The organism is Clostridium thermosuccinogenes (assembly GCF_002896855.1).
Taxonomy (GTDB): Bacteria; Bacillota; Clostridia; order Acetivibrionales; family DSM-5807; genus Pseudoclostridium; species Pseudoclostridium thermosuccinogenes.
This window is the reverse complement of the sequence record NZ_CP021850.1, coordinates 4,233,089-4,256,493: the sequence shown is the minus strand read 5'-3', so window position 1 is coordinate 4,256,493 and position 23,405 is coordinate 4,233,089. Positions and strand designations below refer to the sequence as shown.

Annotated in this window: 15 protein-coding genes; all 15 read left to right on the top strand. The window is 44.4% G+C overall.

The annotated features are described in order from the left end of the window. The first annotated feature begins 73 nt into the window (after positions 1–73). The 15 genes from CDO33_RS18620 (at position 74) to CDO33_RS18550 (ending at position 23,397) form a co-directional block, all read left to right on the top strand. On the top strand, positions 74–3,013 hold the full coding sequence (locus CDO33_RS18620) for an extracellular solute-binding protein (protein ID WP_103081925.1): 2,940 nt from the start codon (positions 74–76) through the stop codon (positions 3,011–3,013). A 5-nt stretch (positions 3,014–3,018) separates the two neighbouring features. After that, a complete protein-coding gene (locus CDO33_RS18615) occupies positions 3,019–3,909 on the top strand; it encodes a carbohydrate ABC transporter permease (protein WP_103081924.1) in 891 nt (296 codons plus the stop codon). 13 nt (positions 3,910–3,922) lie between these two features. After that, a complete protein-coding gene (locus CDO33_RS18610; protein ID WP_103081923.1) occupies positions 3,923–4,795 on the top strand; it encodes a carbohydrate ABC transporter permease in 873 nt (290 codons plus the stop codon). A 12-nt stretch (positions 4,796–4,807) separates the two neighbouring features. Then, positions 4,808–6,841: a YIP1 family protein gene (locus CDO33_RS18605; protein ID WP_103081922.1), complete on the top strand. Its 2,034-nt coding sequence runs from the start codon at positions 4,808–4,810 to the stop codon at positions 6,839–6,841. Beyond that, on the top strand, positions 6,825–9,074 hold the full coding sequence (locus CDO33_RS18600) for a DUF5696 domain-containing protein (protein ID WP_103081921.1): 2,250 nt from the start codon (positions 6,825–6,827) through the stop codon (positions 9,072–9,074). Before CDO33_RS18605 ends, CDO33_RS18600 begins: the two co-directional genes overlap by 17 nt. A 3-nt stretch (positions 9,075–9,077) precedes the next feature. Next, positions 9,078–9,995, top strand: a complete 918-nt coding sequence (locus tag CDO33_RS18595; RefSeq protein ID WP_103081920.1) for a carbohydrate ABC transporter permease — start codon at positions 9,078–9,080, stop codon at positions 9,993–9,995. Between the two features lie 119 nt (positions 9,996–10,114). After that, entirely contained in the window at positions 10,115–11,068 is a 954-nt protein-coding gene (locus CDO33_RS18590; protein WP_151898666.1) for a carbohydrate ABC transporter permease, read from the top strand. Between the two features lie 262 nt (positions 11,069–11,330). Continuing rightward, positions 11,331–12,587, top strand: a complete 1,257-nt coding sequence (locus CDO33_RS18585) for a glucoamylase family protein (RefSeq protein ID WP_103081918.1) — start codon at positions 11,331–11,333, stop codon at positions 12,585–12,587. A 123-nt stretch (positions 12,588–12,710) separates the two neighbouring features. After that, a complete protein-coding gene (locus CDO33_RS18580; RefSeq protein WP_202849509.1) occupies positions 12,711–15,161 on the top strand; it encodes a beta-galactosidase in 2,451 nt (816 codons plus the stop codon). Between the two features lie 180 nt (positions 15,162–15,341). Continuing rightward, positions 15,342–17,387 (top strand): glucoamylase family protein, encoded by a 2,046-nt coding sequence (locus CDO33_RS18575; protein ID WP_202849508.1) that lies wholly within the window; start codon positions 15,342–15,344, stop codon positions 17,385–17,387. Between the two features lie 307 nt (positions 17,388–17,694). Then, a complete protein-coding gene (locus CDO33_RS18570) occupies positions 17,695–18,528 on the top strand; it encodes a sugar phosphate isomerase/epimerase family protein (RefSeq protein ID WP_242973469.1) in 834 nt (277 codons plus the stop codon). Positions 18,529–19,502: 974 nt separating this feature from the next. Then, on the top strand, positions 19,503–20,528 hold the full coding sequence (locus CDO33_RS18565; RefSeq protein ID WP_103081917.1) for a D-alanine--D-alanine ligase family protein: 1,026 nt from the start codon (positions 19,503–19,505) through the stop codon (positions 20,526–20,528). A gap of 26 nt (positions 20,529–20,554) precedes the next feature. Next, positions 20,555–21,658, top strand: coding sequence for a lysine 2,3-aminomutase (gene kamA, locus CDO33_RS18560; protein WP_103081916.1), 1,104 nt, complete (start codon positions 20,555–20,557; stop codon positions 21,656–21,658). Between the two features lie 186 nt (positions 21,659–21,844). After that, positions 21,845–22,477 (top strand): HAD family hydrolase, encoded by a 633-nt coding sequence (locus CDO33_RS18555; RefSeq protein ID WP_161496542.1) that lies wholly within the window; start codon positions 21,845–21,847, stop codon positions 22,475–22,477. A 122-nt stretch (positions 22,478–22,599) separates the two neighbouring features. Next, positions 22,600–23,397, top strand: a complete 798-nt coding sequence (locus tag CDO33_RS18550) for a hypothetical protein (RefSeq protein WP_103081914.1) — start codon at positions 22,600–22,602, stop codon at positions 23,395–23,397. Positions 23,398–23,405: the final 8 nt, after the last annotated feature.

The following is a 23,405-nucleotide window of genomic DNA, read 5'->3' as shown; positions in this document are numbered from 1 at the left end:
CGGAATCCATCAGGTCAAGCGGGGTGCACAAATTCTTTTGTGCACCCTGACATAAAATCACCGCAGCATTTTTATGAAGGGAATGAAAACAGTGAAAAACGCGGTAAAAAAAGCGTTGTGCCTTTTATTATCATTGGCATTGCTTTTATCTTCGGCCTTTTTATGCCGTAAGGCTCATGCTGAAATTCTCGAACCCAACTATTACAAGGTTTTATCGGAAGTTACCGTTGATATGGTAAAATCGGGAGGAACAACCGTAAAACCTTCGGAAATCATTTTATCGAATAGCAACTTAAAGCTGCTACCCGAGCAGGAAAGCATGAATTATGGGGATGAGGTCATACTGATGCCTCCGGAATCCATCCTTACTTTCGATGTTAATGTTGAGCAGGCCGGAGGGTATCACATAATGCTGGATTATTTCATACCTGAGGCTTCCATGCGGAATCTCAGCATAGCTTTAACCGTTAACGGAGAGTTTCAGTTCTATGAAAGCAGAAACATAAAACTTCCTGCGGTCTGGAAGGATAAGACCCAGGAATATGATCAGGACAGGTACGGAAATGACATCTATCCAAGGCCGGAAAGGGTATTTAAGTGGCAGCAGGCTGTTTTGAACAACAGCATATACAGCTTGTCTACGCCGCTTGTATTTAATCTTAAGGCCGGTAAAAACACAATAACAATTGAAAACAATCAGGTTGAAGTGATGATCGGCAATATCAGCATATTGCCTGCTCTTAAAGTGCCAACCTATTTAGAATATAAAGAAATGCACAAGGACAAAGCCGTCATAAAGGATGCCATGCAGACGATTCAGGGCGAGGCTTACACCGAAAAATCCGAATCCTATATCAGGGGAGGAAAAAGCAATAATTACAATTTGTATCCTTATGACCCGGGAAAAAAGAAAATAAACCATCTGGATGCCAATGTGTGGCAGGAGCCGGGCGAGTCGGTAACTTATACCTTTGATGTAAAAGAAGATGGTTTATATAGTATTCACTTTAAATATGAGCAAAAGGACAAAAAGGATTTTCCTGTGTTCAAACGCATATATATTGACGGTAAAATACCCTTTGAGGAATTCAACGAATATTCATTTCCCTTCACAAGAAACAGTTTTAGAAATGAAACTTTGAAGGTAAACGGAGAAAAGGTTTTTCTTTACCTTACCAGGGGAAGCCATACCCTGACCTTGGAGTCTACAGCATCACCATATTTTGAAACCTACGAAAACCTTATCCGGGTCATCAGCATGATTTCGGATATTTCTCTGGAGATCAAAAAGATTACCGGCAACAAGGTGGACAAGAACAGGGACTGGAACATAGAGGAGTATATACCGGACATCAGGCAGGATCTGCTGGAAAGTGCTTATGTGCTCAGCAGCGAATATAAAAAGCTTTCCGGGATAGTAGGAAAAGAGAACAGCTCCATACTTTCAAGCCTGAAGGTAGCCGTAAAACGGCTGCAAAAATACGCCGAAGATCCCGACGATTTGGTGAACAACCTGGATCAATTTTCCCAGGGGAGTTCTTCCATATCGCAGCAGGTTGCATATATACTGCCGGAGCTCCTGATTCAGCCTATGGCAATTGACTGCTTTTACATAACGGGAGTGGATAATGAACCGCCACCACCAACGGTCAACTTTTTATCAGCTTTTGTTGAGGAAATCCGGAAGCTGATATTGTCGTTTCTTACCAAGGATGAAAATGTTCAGAAAATAGAAAAGGATAAGCTTAATGTCTGGGTTAACGGATCCATTCCTCACATTGAGGTGCTGAGGGAAAAAACTGATAGTGAATTTACGAAGATGACGGGCATCCAAGTAAACATATCCGCCATGAAGGATGAGCAAAAGCTTTTGCTTGCAGTTTCAGCCGGAAGCGCTCCGGATGTAGTTCTGGGGGCATCCTCCTACCGGCCGTTTGATTTTGCCCTGCGCGGGGCCTTATATGACCTCAGACAGTTTGAAGATTTCGGACAGTTTATAAAGGATTTCCCTTCAGAGGCATTCGTTCCTTTTGTGGTGGATGATGGTTGTTATGGCATACCTGAAACGGCAAACTTTTATGTTTTGTATTACAGGAAAGACATACTGGAAAAGCTCAAGCTGGAAGTACCGGAAACGTGGGAGGATACGCTTAAGATACTTCCGGTATTATCCCGCTATGGAATGAATTTTAATACTCTTATTGCCAATGTCGGTGCAATGAAGCACTTTGGAGCAACAGTGCCGTTTATCCAGCAGTTTGAAGGCAAAATATATTCCGATGACGGTTCCAGAGTGGAGTTGGATGATCCGAGAACCATAGAAGCTTTTAAGCTGATGACGGACCTTTATACCCGCTACAGCTTGCCGGAGAGCATTGCAAACTTTTACAGCAATTTCAGATATGGGGTCACTCCTATAGGCATGTCGGATTTCAATACATATATCCTTTTGAAAAATGCGGCTCCGGAAATAACAGAGCAATGGGGCATTGCACCGGGGATCGGTGTAAAAAACTCAGAAGGGAAAATATTAAGATACCAGCCTGTTATAAGTACGGCATCCATAATCCTGAAATCATCAAAAATGCCGGAGAAAGGCTGGGAGTACATTAAGTGGTGGATGAGCACCGATACCCAGGTCAGCTATGCCAATGACATGCAGCTGCGGTTTGGACCGGAATATATATGGAATACGGCTAACTTCAAAGCTTTTTCCCAATCGACGGCTTTTGATGAAAAAGATAAGAAGGTTATCCTGGAGCAGTACGCCCACATCAAGGAGATTCCAAGAAACCCGGCGTATTTTGCAGTGGAGAGGGAATTATCCAATGCGTGGAACAAGGTGGTATTCAGCGGCATGTCCCCCAGAACTGCAATTGACCAGGCTATAATAACTTCAAACCGGGAGATTGCCAAAAAACTTAAAGAGTTTGGTTATATGGATTCCCAGGGAAATTTAATCAAACCGTTCGAAATGGCCACCGCTGAGAAAATTGAAAGTTGGAAGGAGTGAGGAGTATGAGAAAAATCGGAGCAAATATGTCCATCCCAATAATGCTGGCGCCCTATGCCACACTTTTCATATTTTTTATCGCCGTACCTGTCTTTCTTGCCATCATACTCTCTTTCAGCTACTTCAATACCATAGAGTTTCCGAAATTTGTCGGCATGCAGAATTATATAGCTATACTCACCCAGGATGAAACATTTATGAAATACGTCCTTCCCAATACGATCAAATTTTCATTGATCGTAGGACCATGCGGATATATGCTCCAGTTTCTGCTGGCATGGGCCCTCGCCCAGATTCCCAAGTGGCCAAGGACGATACTGGCGCTGGCCTTTTACTCCCCTTCCATCACATCGGGGGTGGCAATGGCGGTAATTTGGAAAGTGATCTTTGCCGGCGATCAATTCGGTTATCTGAATAGCTTGCTTCTTTATCTCGGCATTATTGAGAAACCTATACAATGGCTGCAGTCTCCTGAGTTTTTGATGAAGATAATGATCGGGGTTACATTATGGGGAAGCATGGGCATAGGCTTTCTGGCGATGCTCGGCGGCATCATGAATATAGATCCGCAGATCTATGAGGCTGCATATATAGACGGGGTTAAAAACCGTTTTCAGGAAATCATTTATGTCACAATCCCTTCCATGCGTCCTCAAATGCTGTTCGGAGCCGTTATGGCCATAGTCAATACCTTTAGTTCCGGAACCATCGGTGTGGATCTGACCGGGGCAAACCCAACCCCGCAATACTCCGGTCAGCTTATGGTCAACCACATAGAGGACCATGGCTTTTTGAGGTATGATATGGGTTATGCGACGGCGCTATCGGTAGTATTGCTGCTTATGATTTACTGTTTTTCCAAGCTGGCCAACAGATTATTTGCAGATAAGGATTAGGAGGTAGCGGCGTATGAGTTATCAGGGAACCAAAATTAATCCTTCCAGGTTCGACAAAAGCCAGATCAAGTTCTTTCTGGTGCTTGTCCCATTGGCAGCCTTTATGGCACTGCCCATATTGTATATAGTGACTACGGCTTTCAAACCATTGGATGAGCTTTTTGCCTACCCGCCAAGGTTTTTTGCCCGAAGGCCGTCCCTGGAAAATTTCAGGGATATCGCCTATGTTGTTACTTCTTCCGGTATTCCTCTTTCCAGGTATATTTTGAACAGTGTTGTCACTTCGGTAATCGTGGTGGTGTTTTCCGTAATGATGTCGGCTTCTGCCGGATATGTGCTTTCCAAAAAGAAATTCAAGGGCCGAAAACTGCTTTTCACCATTAACACGGTTGCCCTCATGTTTGTGCCTGCTGCGGTGAAAATTCCCCGTTACCTGGTCATAGAAAAGGCCGGCTTGCTGGATAGCTTTTTTATACTGGTACTTCCGCTTTTGGCCATGCCGGTGGGTTTGTTCCTGGTCAAGCAGTATATTGACCAGGTGCCGGACTCCTTGATAGAAGCAGCAACAATAGACGGAGCGAGCGATTATGCAATACTGCGCAGGGTTGTGATGCCGGTAATCAAGCCGGCCTTGGTCACCGTTGCAATCCTGGCTTTCCAGTCGTCCTGGAATACAGCGGAGCCATCAACCTTTTATGTCAATGATGATGCCCTTAAAACTTTTGCCTTCTATATGTCGGCCATAACTACCCAGACCGGCAATACAGTAGCAGGACAGGGCATTGCGGCAGCGGCATCCCTTATCCTGTTCATCCCCAACCTTGTAATATTTATACTGATGCAGAGCAATGTCATCAATACTATGGCTCATTCGGGCATCAAGTAGGAGGTGGGATGTATGCGCAGGATAAGAAACATCATCATATATGCACTGCTGACGCTTTTTTGCCTGCATGAAACGCCGGTATTTGCATCCACCACCCAGTCCACCGGTTATACGGTGACATATACCATCAATCAGAAGTTTGAAATAGGCCAGGACGCCTACTTGCCGTCGGGAGCCTTTCTTGACCTGGGCCTTAAGGAGCCCCAGGATTTGTATATAGCCGACGACAAGATGTATATTGCCGATAAGGGAAATAAACGCATATTAGTGGTGGACCTTCATACGAACACGGTAACGGTGGTAGGGGAAGGAATCCTTGAGGAGCCTACCGGAGTTGCTGCAGATAATGAAGGCAGGATATATGTAGCTGATTTCGGCAAAGCCGAGGCATATAGATTTGACGGGAATGGAAATCTGGAATTTACATTCACTAAGCCTGAGACTCCCAACTTTGGAAAAAACTCAAGCTTCAGGCCCAAGAAAGTCGCGGCGGCGGATGACGGGGGAGTCTATCTGGTGAGCGAAGGTTCGACTGCCGGAATAGTGCATATGAACTCCTCCGGAGATTTCCTGGGATATTTCGCCTCCAATGAGGTTAATGTCAGCTTTTTTCAAAGGCTGCAGGACCTTTTCCTTACTGCTGAGCAGAAAAAAGCTTTTCTGAACAGGACGCCTCCATCCTTCGGCAATATTTTCAGGGGGAGCGACGGGTTGATTTATACTACAAACATGGGAAAAGGGGTTTATGTGAAAAAGCACAGCATAAGCGGGTTGGACTTGTTTGAAAACTCCGACTCCAGGATAATGCTGAATGATCCTGCCGATATGTGCGTGACGGAGGATGGCAGGATATATGTTCTGGAAGCGAGCGGATCAATATCTGAAATAACCTATGACGGATACCTTATAGCGAGATTCGGAGGAAATTCGGACAAGACGGACAGGATAGGACTGTTTGAAGTTCCAAGGGGAATTGGAGTGGATTCGGAAAGCAATGTGTATGTCCTGGATGAACAGAAGGCTTTCGTGCAGGTATTTTCTCCAACTCCCGTACAATCCGGCATACACAAGGCATTGGATGATTATAACAACGGAAGGTATGAAGAAAGCAAGAGAATATGGAAGGAGGTACTGAAGTTTAACAACACTTCCTTTCTGGCCCACCTGTACATGGGAAGGACCTACATGCAGGAGGAGAACTATGAGGAAGCTCTGGAGCATTTCCGGATAGCGAAAGTTAAAAGCTATTATTCCACGGCATACTGGGAGATAAGAAATGCCTGGCTGCAGAAGAATTTAGGCTATGTTCTGGTATTGCTGCTTTTGATGTACATTATATTTTCTCTGTTAAAATTAATCGACAGAGAAAAAAGAATTTTCCGGTTTTTCAGGAATGTCGGACACAAAGTGATGAGCAACAGGCTGGTGTACGATATGCTCAGTATTAAATATGCGATGCTGCATCCGATAGACAATGCCTATAATGTCAAGCATGGACATACAGGCACTTATCTGTCGGCAAGCTTGATATATATCTTGTTTTTTGTGATCCTGGTATTATATCAGGTGGCAGGCGGATTCATATTTTCGGTGGACATAGCAGATTATTCGTTATTTAATACTCTGGTAACATATATCGTGGTGGTAGGACTGTTCATTGGGGGCAATTATTTTATCAGTTCAATAAATGACGGCAACGGGAGTGTACGGGACATATATGTTGGAACTGCCTATTGCCTTTCCCCGGCGGTTGTCATAATGCCGCCAGTCATACTCTTTTCAAATTTTGCCACCTTGAACGAGCAGTTTTTGATAAACACGGCCACGACAGCAGTCATAGCCTGGTGCATCATAAACATAGTGCTAATGATAATTGAAATACACGAATATAGCTTCAAGTTTACTGTATTTAACATACTGATGACTTTATTCTCCATGGGTGTTGCCGTTCTCGCTGCTTCCATGGGCTATCTCCTGTTAAACCAGCTTTGGGTTTTTATCAGGGAAATTGTAGTGGAGGTGTTGTTGCGTGTTAAAGCGGGTTAGCTGTTTTCTGCTCGTATTTATCCTGCTAATCGTGGGCATTCCTTTTGCCACCTCGGGAGAAGATAGCGAAATTATTGAACCTCCTGTACCTTCAGCCAGGTTTACCAATATCAAGAGGGTTTCGGCCGACCCTGTCGGTGCCGCAAAGGGTGCAGAATTAACCGAAGCCGACCATATTGTCGCTCGAAATGCCAGATTTGAGCTGTATTTGGATGAGCAGGCACTGATAGTGAAGGTGCGGGACAAATCCAACAATTATGTATGGTCCAGCGCAGTGCCTAAGAACAAGATGCAGTCATTGAACTTTGAATGGCAAAGGATTGCTTCATCCCTCCTGACGGCGGAATATCTAAACCCGGCAGGATCGGTAAGCCGGTCGCCTCTTAAACACAGCAATGCCAAAGCGCCGGAAATAACAAAAACTGAATCGGGATTCAAGGCTAAGGTGGAATTTTATGAAGCCGGAATAGAGCTCGTTGTGGAAGTGGAGCTTACGGAAAAGGGCATAAAGGTAAGTGTGCCGGATGAAAGCATCGTTCAGAAGAAGGAAAATATCCTGCACAAATTATATATCATGCCGTTCTTTGGGGCATCCCTGGCGGATGAAATACCGGGATATGTATTTATCCCGGATGGCTGTGGTGCGCTGATAAGGTATTCGAAGCCAAGGACATATATTTCATCCTTTTCCGAAAGGGTCTATGGTCCGGACTATGCGATGAAACGTCCGGCAACTGGTGGAATGTTAATCCTTCAGGCAGACAAAAAGATGATTCATATGCCTGTGTTCGGAGCGGCTCACGGGGGCAGGCAAAATGCCTTTCTGGCCGTGGCAACCAGCGGAGATGCGTTTATGGAAATAGAAGCCAGTCCTGCCGGGGTGATAACGGATTTTACCTGGGTTGGGGCAAAATTTATCTACAGGGATCTGTATACCCAGCCTACAAGCAAGAGCGGCGGAGCGTTCACAGCATTGCAGCCCACAAGCAATACTGTAAATGCAGCCATAGAGTACATATTCCTGTCAGGGGAGGATGCCGATTATGTAGGCATGGCAAAAGCTTACCGGGAAATGCTAAAGGAAAAAGGCATGCTGGGCTCGAAAGCTGAGGAGGGCACTCCAGTCAGATTGAAGATTGAGGCTATCATGTCGGAACCGACCAAGGGGCTGATCACCAACAGGAATGAGATCATGACAAGGATTGCGGATGTGCGCCGGTGGATAGACGAATTGGGGGCCAATGGTGTTGAAGACCTGTCGGTGGTGCTGTGGGGTTTTGAAAAAGGAGGGGTAAACGGGCATAAGTTGAACAGCTTCAGATTAGACCCCGCCATCGGCAGTAAAAAAGAGATGGAAGAGCTGTACAACAAGCTTGTGTCCGGTAACAGCGAACTGATGCTCCGACAAGAGGTGCAAAGCGGATATGAGGATCAGATAGACAAGAGCAGGCTGGCCTATCATATAGATGGAGGAATTCTGGAGAAATTTGAGGTTACGAAGCCTTTGTTTAACCATGTTTATTACCTTAATATACATGCTGTGAGGAAAGCTGTGGAAGGTTATGGCAAAAAACCTCAATACATGAGGAACATTGCCCTGAGCGGTGTGTCTACAAATCTTTTTTCCGATTATAAACGCGGCAGGGAAATACACAGAAATGAGATGGTGGAGGAGATAAGATCCGTACTGGAGGCAGCCCAGGAAAACACAGGGAAGTTGGCACTCTATGAGCCCAATGCTTATGCGTTCGGGTATGCCGACGCGGTATATGATATACCCATGCAGACCTCCCAATTTGTGTTTGAAACCGATACGGTGCCCTTCATGCAAATTGTTTTAAGCGGAAGCATCGATTATTATGCTCCCAATCTTAATTTCGGCACCAACACGGTGGAGGATGTGCTAAAGCTTATAGATTACGGAGCATATCCATCCTATGTGCTTACGGAGCAATACTCCAACAAGCTGGCCTCGACAAACCTGAACGATATTTATACCTCCAGGTATGAGGATTGGAAGCCGTATATTATTGAAAATTATAAAGCCATAAATGACATTTTATCCAAGGTGAGGGGAAAGGCGATAAATAGAAGGTTTGTACCGGAGGATGGCATTGTTCTGGTGGAATATGAAGGGGGAACTACCATATTAATCAACTATACGGATAAAAGCTACACATATAATAATCAGACGTTCGGCGGACTATCCGCGGCAATAGTGAAGGAGGGATAGCAGGTGAGAAAAAGCTTTAGAAGAAACAGGAGGCAATTGTTCGGATGGCTATTTATCTCTCCATGGATATTGGGATTTATGGTGTTCACCGCATACCCTCTGTTTGAAACCATGCGTTACAGCCTAAGCACGGTCAGGTTCCTGCTCGACGGCATCGAGATGGATAATGTCGGCTTTACCAATTATACGAATGTATTGCTCAAAGACCCGGATTTCAAGCTGGCCCTTCCGGGATACCTGACAGAGCTTCTTTTCTTTGTACCCATGGTACTGGTCTTCTCCATACTGTTGGCCTTGCTGCTCAACAGTCCGATAAGGATGAGAAGGCTGTTCAGGTCTTTGTTCTTCCTGCCGGTGGTGATAATGAGCGGACCAGTTGTGGGCAACCTGAGACAAATGGGAGCCACTACTCTTAAGGGATTGAGGAGCTTCTTCATCTACAGGTTTATTTCCGAATATTTTCCCGGAGTAGCGGCAGCACCTGTTTTATATATATTTGATAATGCCGTACTGATCCTGTGGTTTTGCGGAGTTCAGATATTGATATTCTTATCCGGCCTGCAAAAGGTAGATAAAAATATATATGAAGCTGCAAGGGTGGATGGCGCATCCGGCTGGCAGCAATTATGGAAGATAACGATGCCCATGCTGAAGCCTTTTATATTTCTCAATGGAGTTTATACTGTCGTGGATGTTTCCATGTCCTCCCTAAATCCCGTAATAACCGTGATCAAAGAGGGTTTGTTCAACATAAGGAAGGGCTTTGGCTTTTCGGCGGCAGCTTCCTGGATATATTTTCTGATTATCGTGATGGCGGTGATTGTAGTATACTTGTTATTTGGTAGGGAAGAAAGAACCGTGGCAGGAAAAAAGACCGGAACCGCCTTACAGAGAAAATATGTGCGGAGAAGCCGCTATTGAAAATAAATTCTACTTTGTTTATTGCCAAGCAAGAGCTATTGCTAAAAGGATATCAGTTTTCGGCTTGTCCGGAACATACCATGATGCGAAAAACATAACACTTGTAATTTATATCGAAGGTGGGAAAGTTCATGATGCCTGAAGTTAAGAGGGATATTATCCTCCCCAGGGGGAAATTGCACAGTATCAAGAAATATGGAGATATACCGGGGAGAATTGTTCAACATCTTTTGCTCATTGGAATAGGTTTTGTATTTGTATATCCTATCCTTTTGATGTTAGCTGAGAGCACAAAGGACACCTATGACCTGATCAACCCTCTGGTGCAATGGATTCCTACAAAAATATATGTCAGCAATTTTATCAAAGCCTGGACAGTTTTGGGAGGATTTAAAACGCTGCTCATATCGTCAGGGTATATGCTCATGGTGGCAGCTGCCCAGACATTATCTTCGGCTTTGATAGGCTATGGCTTTGCCAAATTTAATTTCCGGTTTAAAAACGTAGTATTCCTGCTTATGATTGCAACCTTCATCATACCGGATCAGGTGACATTCATGCCAAGGTACCTTACTTTCAAGGCCTATGGCATGCTAAGGACGATAATGCCGTTTTTTGTGCCTGCTTTATTGGGCCAGGGCATAAAGAGCGCTATTTTCATACTGATATTTTTCCAGTTCTTTAGAATGTCACCGAAGGCATTGGATGAGGCCGCTCAAATCGATGGAGCAGGGGTTTTCAGAGTTTTCTCCAGGATAAACCTGCCTTCAGCTGTTCCTGCCATTATAGTGGTTTTCATATTTTCCTTTGTATGGCACTGGAACGAAACATATTTGGCGGACTTGTACTTTGAAACGTCCATAAGGACCTTCCCTTTGGCTCTGGAGAAATTCACGGAATACTACGCAAAGATGTTTCCCGTAACTGATGCCACAAACCCCCTCATGAGGCTGAATGAAGGTGTGAGGATGGCCGGAACGCTCCTTTGCATTGCTCCGCTTTTACTGCTGTATGCCTTGGTTGAGGGAAAGCTGGTGGAAAGCATAGATCGTTCGGGCATTACAGGGGAGTAAGAACCCTGCCATATATTATGGTATAATTGGCATTTCAGCAAGCCGGCTCACTTTTAAGGCTCGGAATTTATGCTTGGGATGTGCCGGAATGACTGGTTAATTTATGTGATTCATGAATGAATTCAGCTAATAATGGATGTATTGATTGTCATTGCTTTGAATCCTTTCGGAACACAATCATCCATTTCAATTGCCTGAATTCAAACTAATTTTTATATAGATTGGATTAAACAATCCGGAGAGATGAGGTCATGTTTACAACATGTTTTTAAAAAGAAGGATATCAATCGGACAATTATTGGAGAAAGAAGTAAAAGGCTGTTTTGAATATTTCTGGAATGAGGCGGATAACAGCCACAGGGGAGCAGGATACGGCCTGATCCATGATCGATGTCCGACCCATCGGGGTATTGCCAGCATCGCTGCGGTAGGTTTCGGGCTTGCAGCGTTGTGCATTGGGGCTGAAAGGGGATACAGGGCTTATAGAGAGATTGAAAACAGAGTATCGGGGACGCTGGATACCTTGCTGAACAGTGCAGAGAATTGCAATGGCTTTTTCTACCACTTCCTCGATATGAAGACGGGAAAGCGCGCATGGAATTGTGAGGTATCCATAATCGATACGGCTATCGCAATATGCGGTGCCATTTCGGCCGGCGAATATTTCGGCGGAAAGATAAAGGAAAAGGCTGAAGCTATATACCGAAGGGTTGACTGGAAGTGGTATGTTGATGCTTCATGCAACCAGTTTTATATGGGTTATAAACCGGAAGGAGGCTTCTGGGGACACTGGGATGAGTACGCGGAACAGCTTATGCTGTACTTTCTCGGGTCAGCATCGCCAACGCACCCGACGGATCCCGGCATGTTCTATGCCTATCCTCGCACCGAGGGGTACTACGGGGAAATCGGACCAGTCATACATTCTACTTCAGGATCACTCTTTGTGTATCAGTTTTCCCATGCTTTTTTTGACTTGAGAAACAAGCAGGACAGCCTCGGCGTCGATTGGTGGCAGAACTCTGTCAATGCAACCCTGGCAAACCGCCAGTACTGTATAGATAACAGCGACATTTTCAGGACATATGGTGAAAATGCGTGGGGACTTACTGCCTGTGATGGTCCCGGAGGTTACAGCGGAATCTATGGAGCGCCTCCGCGCAAGACGGAAAAGCTTTTCGGAAACATACATTACGGAAATGATGGCACAGTGCCTCCTTGTGGTCCGGCGGGATCAATGGTGTTTGATCCGGAGCATGCCCAAGAGGTATTGATATACATGTATGAGAATCATCCCCGGCTCTGGGGCAAATATGGCTTCAAGGATGCCTTAAATACCAGCGTAAGCCCTGTATGGTATGCCCGGGATTATGTGGGAATTGACAAGGGAATCAGCATGCTTATGATTGAAAATTACCGCAGCGGCTTTATTTGGAATGTATTCATGAAAAATTCCTTTGTGAGAAAAGGTATGGAATTGTGCCAGGTTACTGAGAAATCAGGCTTGCTCATGGTTTAGGATGGCATTTTCATAAAAATCGGAGTACCTTAAAGCAATGAAATTGTTTTGTCTTTGCAAGGTACTCACTTTTAAAGCTCGGAGCCTGTGATTAGAAGATGTTGGTATGGAGAAGATACTGAAATGAAAATAAATCTTTATGAAGGAAGGATGAGCATGGTAACTATAGAGAACAAGCAAATTTTAATCGATGGCAAACCGACCATCATAATGTGTGGAGAAATCCATTATTACCGCCTGAAATTTGATGAGTGGAAGGACAGGATAGAAAAGCTGAAAGCTGCAGGCTGCAATGCCGTGGCTTCTTATGTGCCGTGGATATGCCACGAGGAGAGGGAAGGGGACATAGATCTCGACGGACATTCCAGAAAAGAGCTGAATCTTGGAGCCTTCATAGACATGTGCAGGGACAGCGGACTGTATTTCTTTGTGCGCCCCGGGCCTTTCATAATGGCGGAGATGAAGAATGAAGGAATACCTTATTGGGTGTTTGAGAAGCATCCTCATATAGTTCCGATAAGCTGGGATGGCAGCAAAGCTACGGCAAAAACCGTTGATTACCTTTCACCGGAATTTCTGGAGGAATCCCGCAAGTGGTATTCGGCAGTCATGTCTGTTATCGCACCAAGGCTTTACGGCAAAGGCGGGAATATCATCGGAGTGCAGCTGGATAATGAGATAGGCATGCTGTCGTGGGTTCAAAACAAGCCGGTGCTGAATGATAATGTTATAAAGGATTTTGCGGCCTGGCTTCGAGGGAAATATGCCCCTTCCTCCCTCAGGGAAAGGTATCCTTTCGATATCGGAGATACTTCTCTCCTGGCTGAAAAAGTGAGGACTCCGGAAGATACATATGCGGCGGAGCTTTTGCATGACCTGGGATATTTCATGAGAAACCGCTTTGCCCGATATGTGGCAACACTGCGGGCTTATGCCGAGGAATTCGGCGTAAAGGAAGTACCCTTTGTTATTAATATCCATGGAACGGGCGGGGGACGCGCCCTGATGTATCCCATAGGCATAAGCCAGCTTTATGAAGCTTATACCCAGGATAAAGGATATATTTCCGGTTCGGATATATATCTGGGGGATCTGACTATGAATAACTTCCAGGATTTATATATCATCAATGGCTTTATGGATGCCGTCGCCAATGAGGACCAACCCCTGACATCTATAGAGTTTGAGTGCGGTGACGGCAATTATGGCTGCACTTTAAGCCCGCGCTATGATGTTTCGGCAGCGGATTTCAAGACGAGGATGTGCATAGCCCAGGGAAACAGGATGCTCAACTATTACCTTTTTGCCGGCGGGCGAAATTATGTATTAAACCACAAGCCTCATGACGGAAACGACAGGATAGCGATAACGGGTGAAAGGCATGGGTTTGCAGCACCGGTTAGTCCGGAGGGGGAGCTTAACTATACTTATCCAAGAATGTCCAGAACCATAAAAACGATCCTCGCCGCCGGGGAAAAAGTGGCTTCAATGCAGGAAGAGCATGATGATGTGGCTTTTGCTTTCATACCCGATTACTACATGACGGAATACTGCTATAAAAAGAGCGGGAGAATGAAGGGAATTGTGGAAAATCTTGAGGCAAGGCGCGCCGGAGGTGCATGGGAAATAATGGGGCGTGCCATGCTGCTGGCGGGATACAGATTTGGAAGCATAGACATTCAAAATAAATGGCCGGATTCAAAAACAACATCTGTTATTGCGCTGCCATCAGCCCGTTATATGGATTCAAGCATTCAGAAAAAGCTTGTGGATTATATGAGCTCAGGAGGTGGCTTGCTCATTTACGGGGAACTGCCGCAGTACGATATGGAAGGGAAACCCTGCAGGCTGCTGGCTGAAGCTTTAGGGGTAGAAATTTCAGGCGAAAGATATGATGGGCAAGGCTTTTATCTCAGCATCTATGCTGACGGTTGGGCAAATCCTCGCCCGGAAATCCGTTCCCATTATGCCCAGGTCTTCAAATCGGACAAGGTGGATGCCATTCTGAGGGTACGCGGAACTGATGAAATTTGCGGCTTTGATGTGGCTGTCGGCAGAGGCAGGGCTATTGTTATCGCTTGTTCCTATATATGTGATATCAAACTGTTTAAAGCGGCTCTTGAAAAGCTTGGAGCGAAGGCATCCCTTACCCATGACTGCAGTTATCACGGAATATTTATGACATCAGCCTCCAACGGAGAAAAGGAGCGTTTTATCCATATCCTCAACCTGGATGGTTTTGAAAAGGAGTTTCATATATTTGAAAAGGGATGCAAGCTGTTTGGCGGGCGCAAGCTGCACCTCCAGCCGAGGGATGGTCTGATGCTTCCTCTGAACGTGGAATTTGGAGGCATCAAAGTACGCTACTCTACCGCCGAGGTTTTGGGCGTGGCAGAAAGCTCCATCGAATTTCGCCTGACTCAGCCTGAGGATATCATAGTATTTGAAAAGGGCAGCAAAATTAAGCCCAGCGATGATTATACCATCCATGAAGAGGGAGATGACATGATTTTATTATCCCGCAAGCATTCAAAAATCGATGATCATCTGGTGGTGGCTTTTGATAAAGTATAGCATCGGGAGATAAACCAATGCCATTTTGTAGCATAGGAAAGCATAAGTGCCGCAGAGGAATGCTGACAATGCTCAAAACTACAATTGCAGCAGTTAAATATATATGCGTCATCAAAATGTATTGCAAAGGGATAATGATAATATTCAAAGCAAAAATGCTGTTACAGGGAGGATATTAAAGTGAGTAAAAGAAAATGCCTTGAAATTTCCAGGTATCTGGTGGTTGTATTATGCCTGGTGGTAATTTTATCTGCATGCGATACAGGTATCGCCTATAAACCGGATATGGCACTGCAGGAATATACACCCGACGAAAAAACCCTTGAGATTCTTCTAAAAGAAGAGCGAGCCTGCTTTGACTTCTTCTGGAACACTGCCAACACGGATAAGGACAGCCCGGGTTATGGGCTTATTCCGGACCGTATGCCTACAGGTCCGGATGTAAGCAGCATCGCTTCTGTTGGCTTCGGACTGACCGGCATATGCATTGGTGTGGAAAGAGGGTGGATAACCCGCGAGCAGGGGGCTGAAAGAGTAAAAGGCACCCTCGAAACCCTTTACAACAATGTGCAGCAGGATCACGGTTTTTTCTACCACTTCCTGGATATCAAGACGGGACAAAGGGTGTGGGACTGCGAAGTATCCATAATTGATACGGCGCTGTGCCTGAATGGAGTTATTATGGCCGGTGAATACTTCGGCGGTGAAATAGCGGAACTTGCCGAAAAGATATATGCCAGGGTTGACTGGCCCTGGTATACCGACAGGTGGGGGAACGGAAGGTACTACATGGGTTACAAGCCTGAAACAGGCTTTTTCGGCTCATGGAACATGACGGCAGAGCAGCTCATGATGTATTTTCTGGGAACTGCTTCTCCTGAAAAGCCGGTAGATCCCGGGATGTTCTACATATTCAGCCGCCCGGAAGAAAGCTATGGAGGGCTTCCGAAAATGATACACAGCCCTGCGGGGTCTATATTTGTCTATCAATACAGCCACGCATGGTATGATTTCAGGAACACCAGGGATGCCTATGGCACCGACTGGTTCAGGAATTCGATCATCGCTTCCCTATCCAGCCGTCAATACGCCATAGATAATGAAGAACTATACAATACGGGCGAGCTTGACTGGGGATTTTCCGCATGCGACGGCCCCGAAGGATACAGTGGAGAGTATGGTTCGCAGCCGGCTTTCGGCAATAGGAATGACGGAACGATACCGCCTTACGGCGCAGCAGGTTCCATTGTGTTCACTCCTGAAAATTCCGCCCGATCGATAGTCAATATGTATGAGCAGTACCCTGAGCTCTGGGGAGAATGGGGGTTTAAAGACGCCTACAACAAAACTATGGAACCCATGTGGATTGCAAAGGATGTCATTGGAATAGACAAGGGTATAACCATGCTCATGATTGAGAATTATCTGACCGGAATGGTGTGGGAGTATATGTCGAAAAACAAATATGTGCAGTCGGGCATGAAGCGTTGCGGCATACATCCGGCCAATACCTACGGGGTGGAAAGCTTTGAAAACAACCCGGAGTTGGGCGGAATAACCGGCCAAGATTGCACCTTCCGTATACAGACGGAAGAAACCCATACCGGGGTCAATGCACTGGAGGTTAATACAAAAAAAGGCGGAAAACTGCGTTTTAAAATAGATTCCCGCCTCCTTAACGACGAAAATAATTCAATGCTGCAATATGCTGTGAAAGGAAAGGTTAAGGCAACGGTGAGATATCTTGATGGCAGCGGAAAGGAAATCAAAGCTGTCAGTTCGCCTTCAGGGAGCGAGGAATGGAGAGTGGTGCAGGTGCCTGCAGCCAAGGAACTGAAATCGGATATAGGAAATATATCCTTTGTTGAGCTTGAGTTTAAAAATGACGGAATATTTTATATAGATGATGTGGAATTCATAAATGACGACCCAAGGATATATAATGTCATACTGGATGGAAGCAGGAAAGCCGGTTCCGTGCTGAAGCCGGTGTGGAATACATGGGATAAGAAAGGCAGAAAGGTATACATTGATGAAATACGGTGGTATATAAGTGATACGCCGCTGGGAGACTGGAAACAGATCGAAGGAGCCGACCGGCTCACATACACCATAAAAAATGAAGATGTCGGAAAATATATTAAATGCGAACTGTACGGTGTCATACCGGAGGGTATCAAACTCATAAGGCTTGACCCAGCTCAAAGCGATGTGACCGGCATATGAAACCGGCGAATGCCTGCCGGCCTTGCGATATCGATTAGAAGGAAGGCCGGCGGACAAAAGGTTTGGAAAATATTGAAAATAATTTTGCATAAGGTTTGATTGTATGTTAAAAACTGATATAATGTTGTTCGAGGTAACTTGTATTCTTATGGGTCCGGCTGGGTGACAGCGTCGTACCAAAAGGTCAGGTACTTTGAAGCTAAAGATTTTAAGCTTGGATTTTAAGAACAGAAATTTGATTTTATTGACCGGAAGTCAAAAGGCCGAAAACTTTTGACATTATATTCTATTTAAGGAGGAAAGAACTATGGGTAAAATGTCAATCGCTTTGCAGCTGTATTCCGTAAGGGACGACATGGCTGCCGACTTTGAAGGCACGCTGAGAAAGGTAAAAATGATGGGATATGAAGGCGTAGAATTTGCCGGATTGTTTAATCGCAGCGCCGCAGATGTCAAAAATCTTCTGAAAGAACTCGATCTGATCCCGGTTTCCGCCCATGTGCCCTATGATGAAATGATGTCAGACCCTGAAAAGGTGCTGGGAACGTACGCTGAAATCGGATGCAAGTATGTGGCGATACCTTATATGACGGAAGAATATCGTCCTGGCGCAGAGGGTTTCCCAAAAGTGGTAGAATCGATAAAGATGCTGGGAAAGATAGCTAAGGAAAAAGGAATGACCTTGCTGTATCACAACCATGATTTTGAATTTGTAAAAGTGAACGGAGAATATGGCCTGGATGTGCTGTACAACAGTGTGCCGGCTGATCTCTTGCAGACGGAGATTGATACCTGCTGGGTAAATGTCGCAGGGGAAAATCCCGCGGAGTATGTGAAAAAATATGCCGGAAGAGCTCCTGTGGTTCATCTCAAAGATTTTGTGATGAAAGGCAAAGAAAAACCGGCCCAATTGTATGAGCTCATAGGCATCAAGTCCGACGAAAAGGAAAAGAGCGATGAAGAGAAATTTGGCTTCCGTCCGGTAGGCTATGGGGTGCAGGATATACCTGCCATTATTCAGGCAGCCGATGAAGCAGGAGCAAAATGGCTTGTCGTGGAACAGGATAATCCTGGACCCGGTAAAACTCCAATGGAGTCGGTGGAGATGAGCATCAATTATTTAAAGACACTGAAATTTTAGTTTAATTTTGCTTGCTCCATAAAACTGTTTTTTACATAATAATACTTACTTTACTCCATTTCACTGTCATGGGATGGCTGACGGTATTATTAAGCCTCTCCCATCAGATAGGAAATCGAGTAATATTTCCGGAGTTGTTTGCTTTAACCGGCTTTGGTTAAAGATCGATCATATCATGGGATGTCCCAGGCAAGAGGGCACGGCTGTGAGGCTGTGCCCTCTTGATTTTGAGGCTCCCAAATCTAAAACAGCTTCTAAAGCTAAAGCAGCTCTTAAAGAGCTTGTAAAGCAATTCATAATGCAGTTCATAATGCAGTTTTCAACGGCTGAATTGGTGATATTGTGCTCTGCTTTTTATTAGTAGAGGGAAGAAATTGCAGAAAGCAAGGTGTCATTGGCTTTATAGAGGAAAGCTTTAGATGAAAGGGATATATTCACTTTCGTTCAATACCGGTGAGCGCTGGTAAATGCTGCGATAAAGTCATAATATATCTGTCACCAATGAAAAAATAATATAATTAGTTATATTGATCGGCAGAATTTAGCCCGATAAATATAAGCAATAGATTTGATACACTTTTTTAGTATTGCAGCTGGCAAGACTTGAACCAGATCCGGGAACCATGCCGGAAAGCATGGTACCGCCGGGAATATGCGAAGCAGGAGAGGAGCTATAAAGCCTATAAGGGAAATCATGCACTAATAGAAAACAAACCTGTGATTCAAAGCATTGCCAGGGTATTGCATATAATGCAAAATATTTCACAATAAACAATAATATACGGCGACAAATCGCCCGGCTATTAAAAATCGTTTATATATGGCTATAAAACGGTGATTTTAAGCATTTTCTTTGTATATGATTCTGATATAATTAGAACCAAACATAAGGCTTTTTGAACACAGCTGGCCGTGGAATACAGCCGGTAAGGCTCAAGATGGCCTGTGATATATGAAAATAAGCGGGTGATTATATGGAAAACTTGGATAATGACGATGTCCCTAAATATACTGCGGGGATAACGTACAATTTGAAAAAAGGCGTTAAATCCGATGCAGAGGATGAAGAAGCGGAGTATGACAACATAGAAACGGTAAATGCAATCAAAAACGCCTTGGAGCAGATGAACTGCAGGGTTGAGCTGTTTGAAGCCAACACCGATATTTTCGAAAAGTTGAAGAGAACAAAAGTCGACATTCTGTTCAACATAGCCGAAGGCACGAAAGGAAGAGGAAGAGAAGCACAGGTACCTGCCATTGCCAATATCTTCGGAATACCTTTTACAGGTTCTGACGAAACAACTCTATGTATATCCCTCGATAAGGCATTGACAAAAAGAATCCTATCTACATATAAAATAAGAACTCCAAGATATCAAGTTATTGAAGAAGAGTCTGCCCGTCTGGACAGCAGGCTGAAATATCCTTTGATAGTAAAGCCTAATGCCGAAGGATCAAGCAAGGGAATTTGGGATTTTGCCGTAGCAGAAGATTCACACGAGCTTAAAAAGCTCATAAGCAGAAATCTCAACCTTTACAAACAGCCCATCATGGTTGAGGAGTATATAAAGGGAAGAGAATTCACTGTGGCTGTGGCAGGCAATAAAAATGAAGCTACGGTATTTTCACCCATGGAGATACATTATAAGGATACAGGCCAGAAGTTCAACATCTACAGTTATAATGTCAAAAAGGATTATCAGAAATATATACAGTACAGTTGTCCTGCAGATATAAGCAAAGAAATTGAGGACAGGATGAAAAGCACTGCGCTGAAAATATATAATGCACTTCAATGCCGCGATTTTGCAAGAATTGATTTCCGCTTGTCGGAAGAGGAGGACATATATTTCATAGAGATCAATCCGCTTCCCGGCCTGGCACCAGGCTACAGCGATTATCCGATGATAACGGAATTCTGCGGATTGAGCTACAATGACACAATAAAGATGATTCTAAACAGCGCACTGAAAAGATACAGCATGAAGCCAATAATATAAAATTATGAGCAATAGAGGCGTTTACCGTGAGAAAATATACAGAAATAAATTTGTGGAAGAATGTCAGTCCAAGAGACTGGAACGACTGGAAATGGCAGTTAAGAAACAGGATAACTGCAGTAGAACAGTTAAAGCATGTATTGGACCTGTCCGAAAGTGAGCAAAAGGATGTAGGTTTGTGCCTGAAAAGGTTCAGGATGGCGATAACGCCATATTACGCTACCCTTATCGATTCTGCCAATCCCCATTGTCCCATCAAAGCTCAGTGTGTCCCTTCGATAAATGAGCTGATCCAAAAACCGGATGAAAAGGCAGATCCGCTCAATGAGGATCTTTTTTCACCGGTGCCCGGCATTGTGCACAGATATCCTGACCGGGTGCTTTTCCTGATAACATACAAGTGCTCGATGTATTGCAGGCACTGCACCAGAAGGCGCATGGTGGGAGAGGAGGATTTCTCCGTTGACAAAGCAGGGCTGGATAGGGCGCTGGAGTATATCAGGTCAAACAAAAGCATCAGGGATGTGCTACTGTCAGGAGGTGACCCTTTCGTTATGCCGGACAGCTACCTGGAAGGGATAATTTCCAGGCTTCGAGCCATACCTCATGTGGAGGTGATAAGGATCGGCACCAGGACTCCGGTGGTTTTGCCCATGCGCATCACCGACGGCCTGCTGGGCATGCTTAGAAAGTACCACCCTATATGGATAAATACCCACTTTAACCATCCTGATGAGATAACACCCTATTCCCTTCAGGCCTGCCAAAAAATCGTTGATGCGGGCATACCGCTGGGCAATCAGAGCGTTTTGTTAAAAGGCATCAACGACAATGTTGATGTGCAAAAAGAGCTGCTTTTGAAATTGGTGAAAGCGAGGGTTAGGCCATACTACCTATATCAGTGTGATCCTTCCCAGGGGATAGGCCATTTCAGGACACCTGTGAAAACCGGTGTGGATATTATAAAACATTTAAGGGGATATATTTCAGGATATGCCGTACCGACATTTGTAATAGACGCACCGGGCGGAGGAGGAAAAGTGCCAATCAATCCTGAGTATGTAATTAACATGGATGATGAAAAGGTGGTTATGAGAAATTATAAAGGAGATATATATGTATATCCCTGATGTACCTGCCCGAAAGCTTAATTGACCGCTGCTGTAAAGGCTGAAGGTTTCCAGGGGACCGGCGTATCCATCAGTGTTTCCAATACAATCTGAATCCATTTGCTGTATACTAGTTCTGCTTGACTTTTTCCCGGTTTACGGTAGTATACTGGTATGAATGTAAATGCATCTATGGAGGCTATTAGAATGTTTAAAAACATACTGTTTGATTTTGACGGAACACTGGTGGATACTAACGATCTGGTTATACTGGCTCTCAATGAAGCAGCCAGAAAATTCACAGGCTCACCTCTGTCCAAGGAAAAATTGGAGTCTGTTCTCGGTTATTATGTTGAGGATCAGATGAAAGCCATTTCGGAAATTCATTATAAAGAGATGACAGCATATTACAATGATTTTTACCGGGCAAGACAGGATGAGATGGTTAAGGAATTTGACGGTATCAGAGAGATGCTGGATGCTTTGAAGAAGAAAGGCTGCAGAATTGCTATCATTTCTGCCAAGGAAAAGGAAGGCATCGAGCATGGCATTTATAAGTTTGAGTTAAGTGAGTACGTTGATGCTATAGTTTGCGCAAATGATGTAACCAACAATAAGCCTCACCCGGAGCCGGCGCTGAAAGCCATTGCTGCGTTAAAAGCTGATGCATCGGAAACTCTTCTGGTGGGAGATAGTCCCCTGGATATAAAATGTGGACGAAATGCCGGTATTAAAACTGCATTGGTGGGATGGACCATATTTCCAATGAGGATGTTTGAGGATCTGAGACCGGATTATATCCTACATGATCCCCAAGAGCTGGTTAGAATGGTTGTTTGATTAAACAGTTGGTCGGTTGGGGTTAACTTCAAGTAAACCTGCCATGTCAGCAAATGGAAGCTGGGATTGTGGAGGGCTTTAAAAGCTTATGACGCTGCCAAACTATAATAGGGGGTATAAAAATGAGCGCTATAGATAGTGTTAAGAATTATTTTCAACAAGTGATGGCACCCAAAATTCAAGAATTTACATCCCTGGATGAGCTGATCGTTGTTATTGGTGGTTCTGTATCCTACGGTTTTGCAGACGAGCTTTCGGATGTGGATGCCTATATCATTTGGGATATACCCAGGAATGTTTGGTTTGATAAGCTTCGTCAGTTTTTGTTCATGCATCAGATGATAGATGGATATCGTGTGCAGTTTATTCCTTTGATGCTTCAAAGCCCTCAGTACTCTTCCTTTTCATACTTATTTCATGAACAATTTGATAAGCTTAAAGATTGTGATTTTGAACTGCTTTACGATATCCAGCATTTTATTCCGATTCATGACCCTAAAGGTATCATAAGCAAAGGTAAAGCGTTCGTCAGTGATCTTGGCAGTGAGTATTGGCAAGAAAAATGCCTTGAGCATTGTGAAAAGCTTATCGATACATTGGAAGCTTTTTATAGCAGTTTAAAACGCAAAAATATCATTACTGGAAGCATGTATTTCGGCGATGCTCTCAAAGGGCTCCTCCAAACTGTGTATTTAAGCGCTGGATTTCCATATCCAACGGCAAAGTGGATTTGGAATGGATTGGAAAGAGTGGATGCAAAAATGTTCGAATCCATAAGAACTTATTTCGAAAACGGATTCCCATGCTCCAGTGAGGAGCTAAGAAACTGCATACACAGCGTAACGGAAGTTGTAACGGATAGGCTGAAAGAAAAAGGATTTGTGCCACCGTACATAATCAATGATTTATTATGCCCATAGCAAAGGAT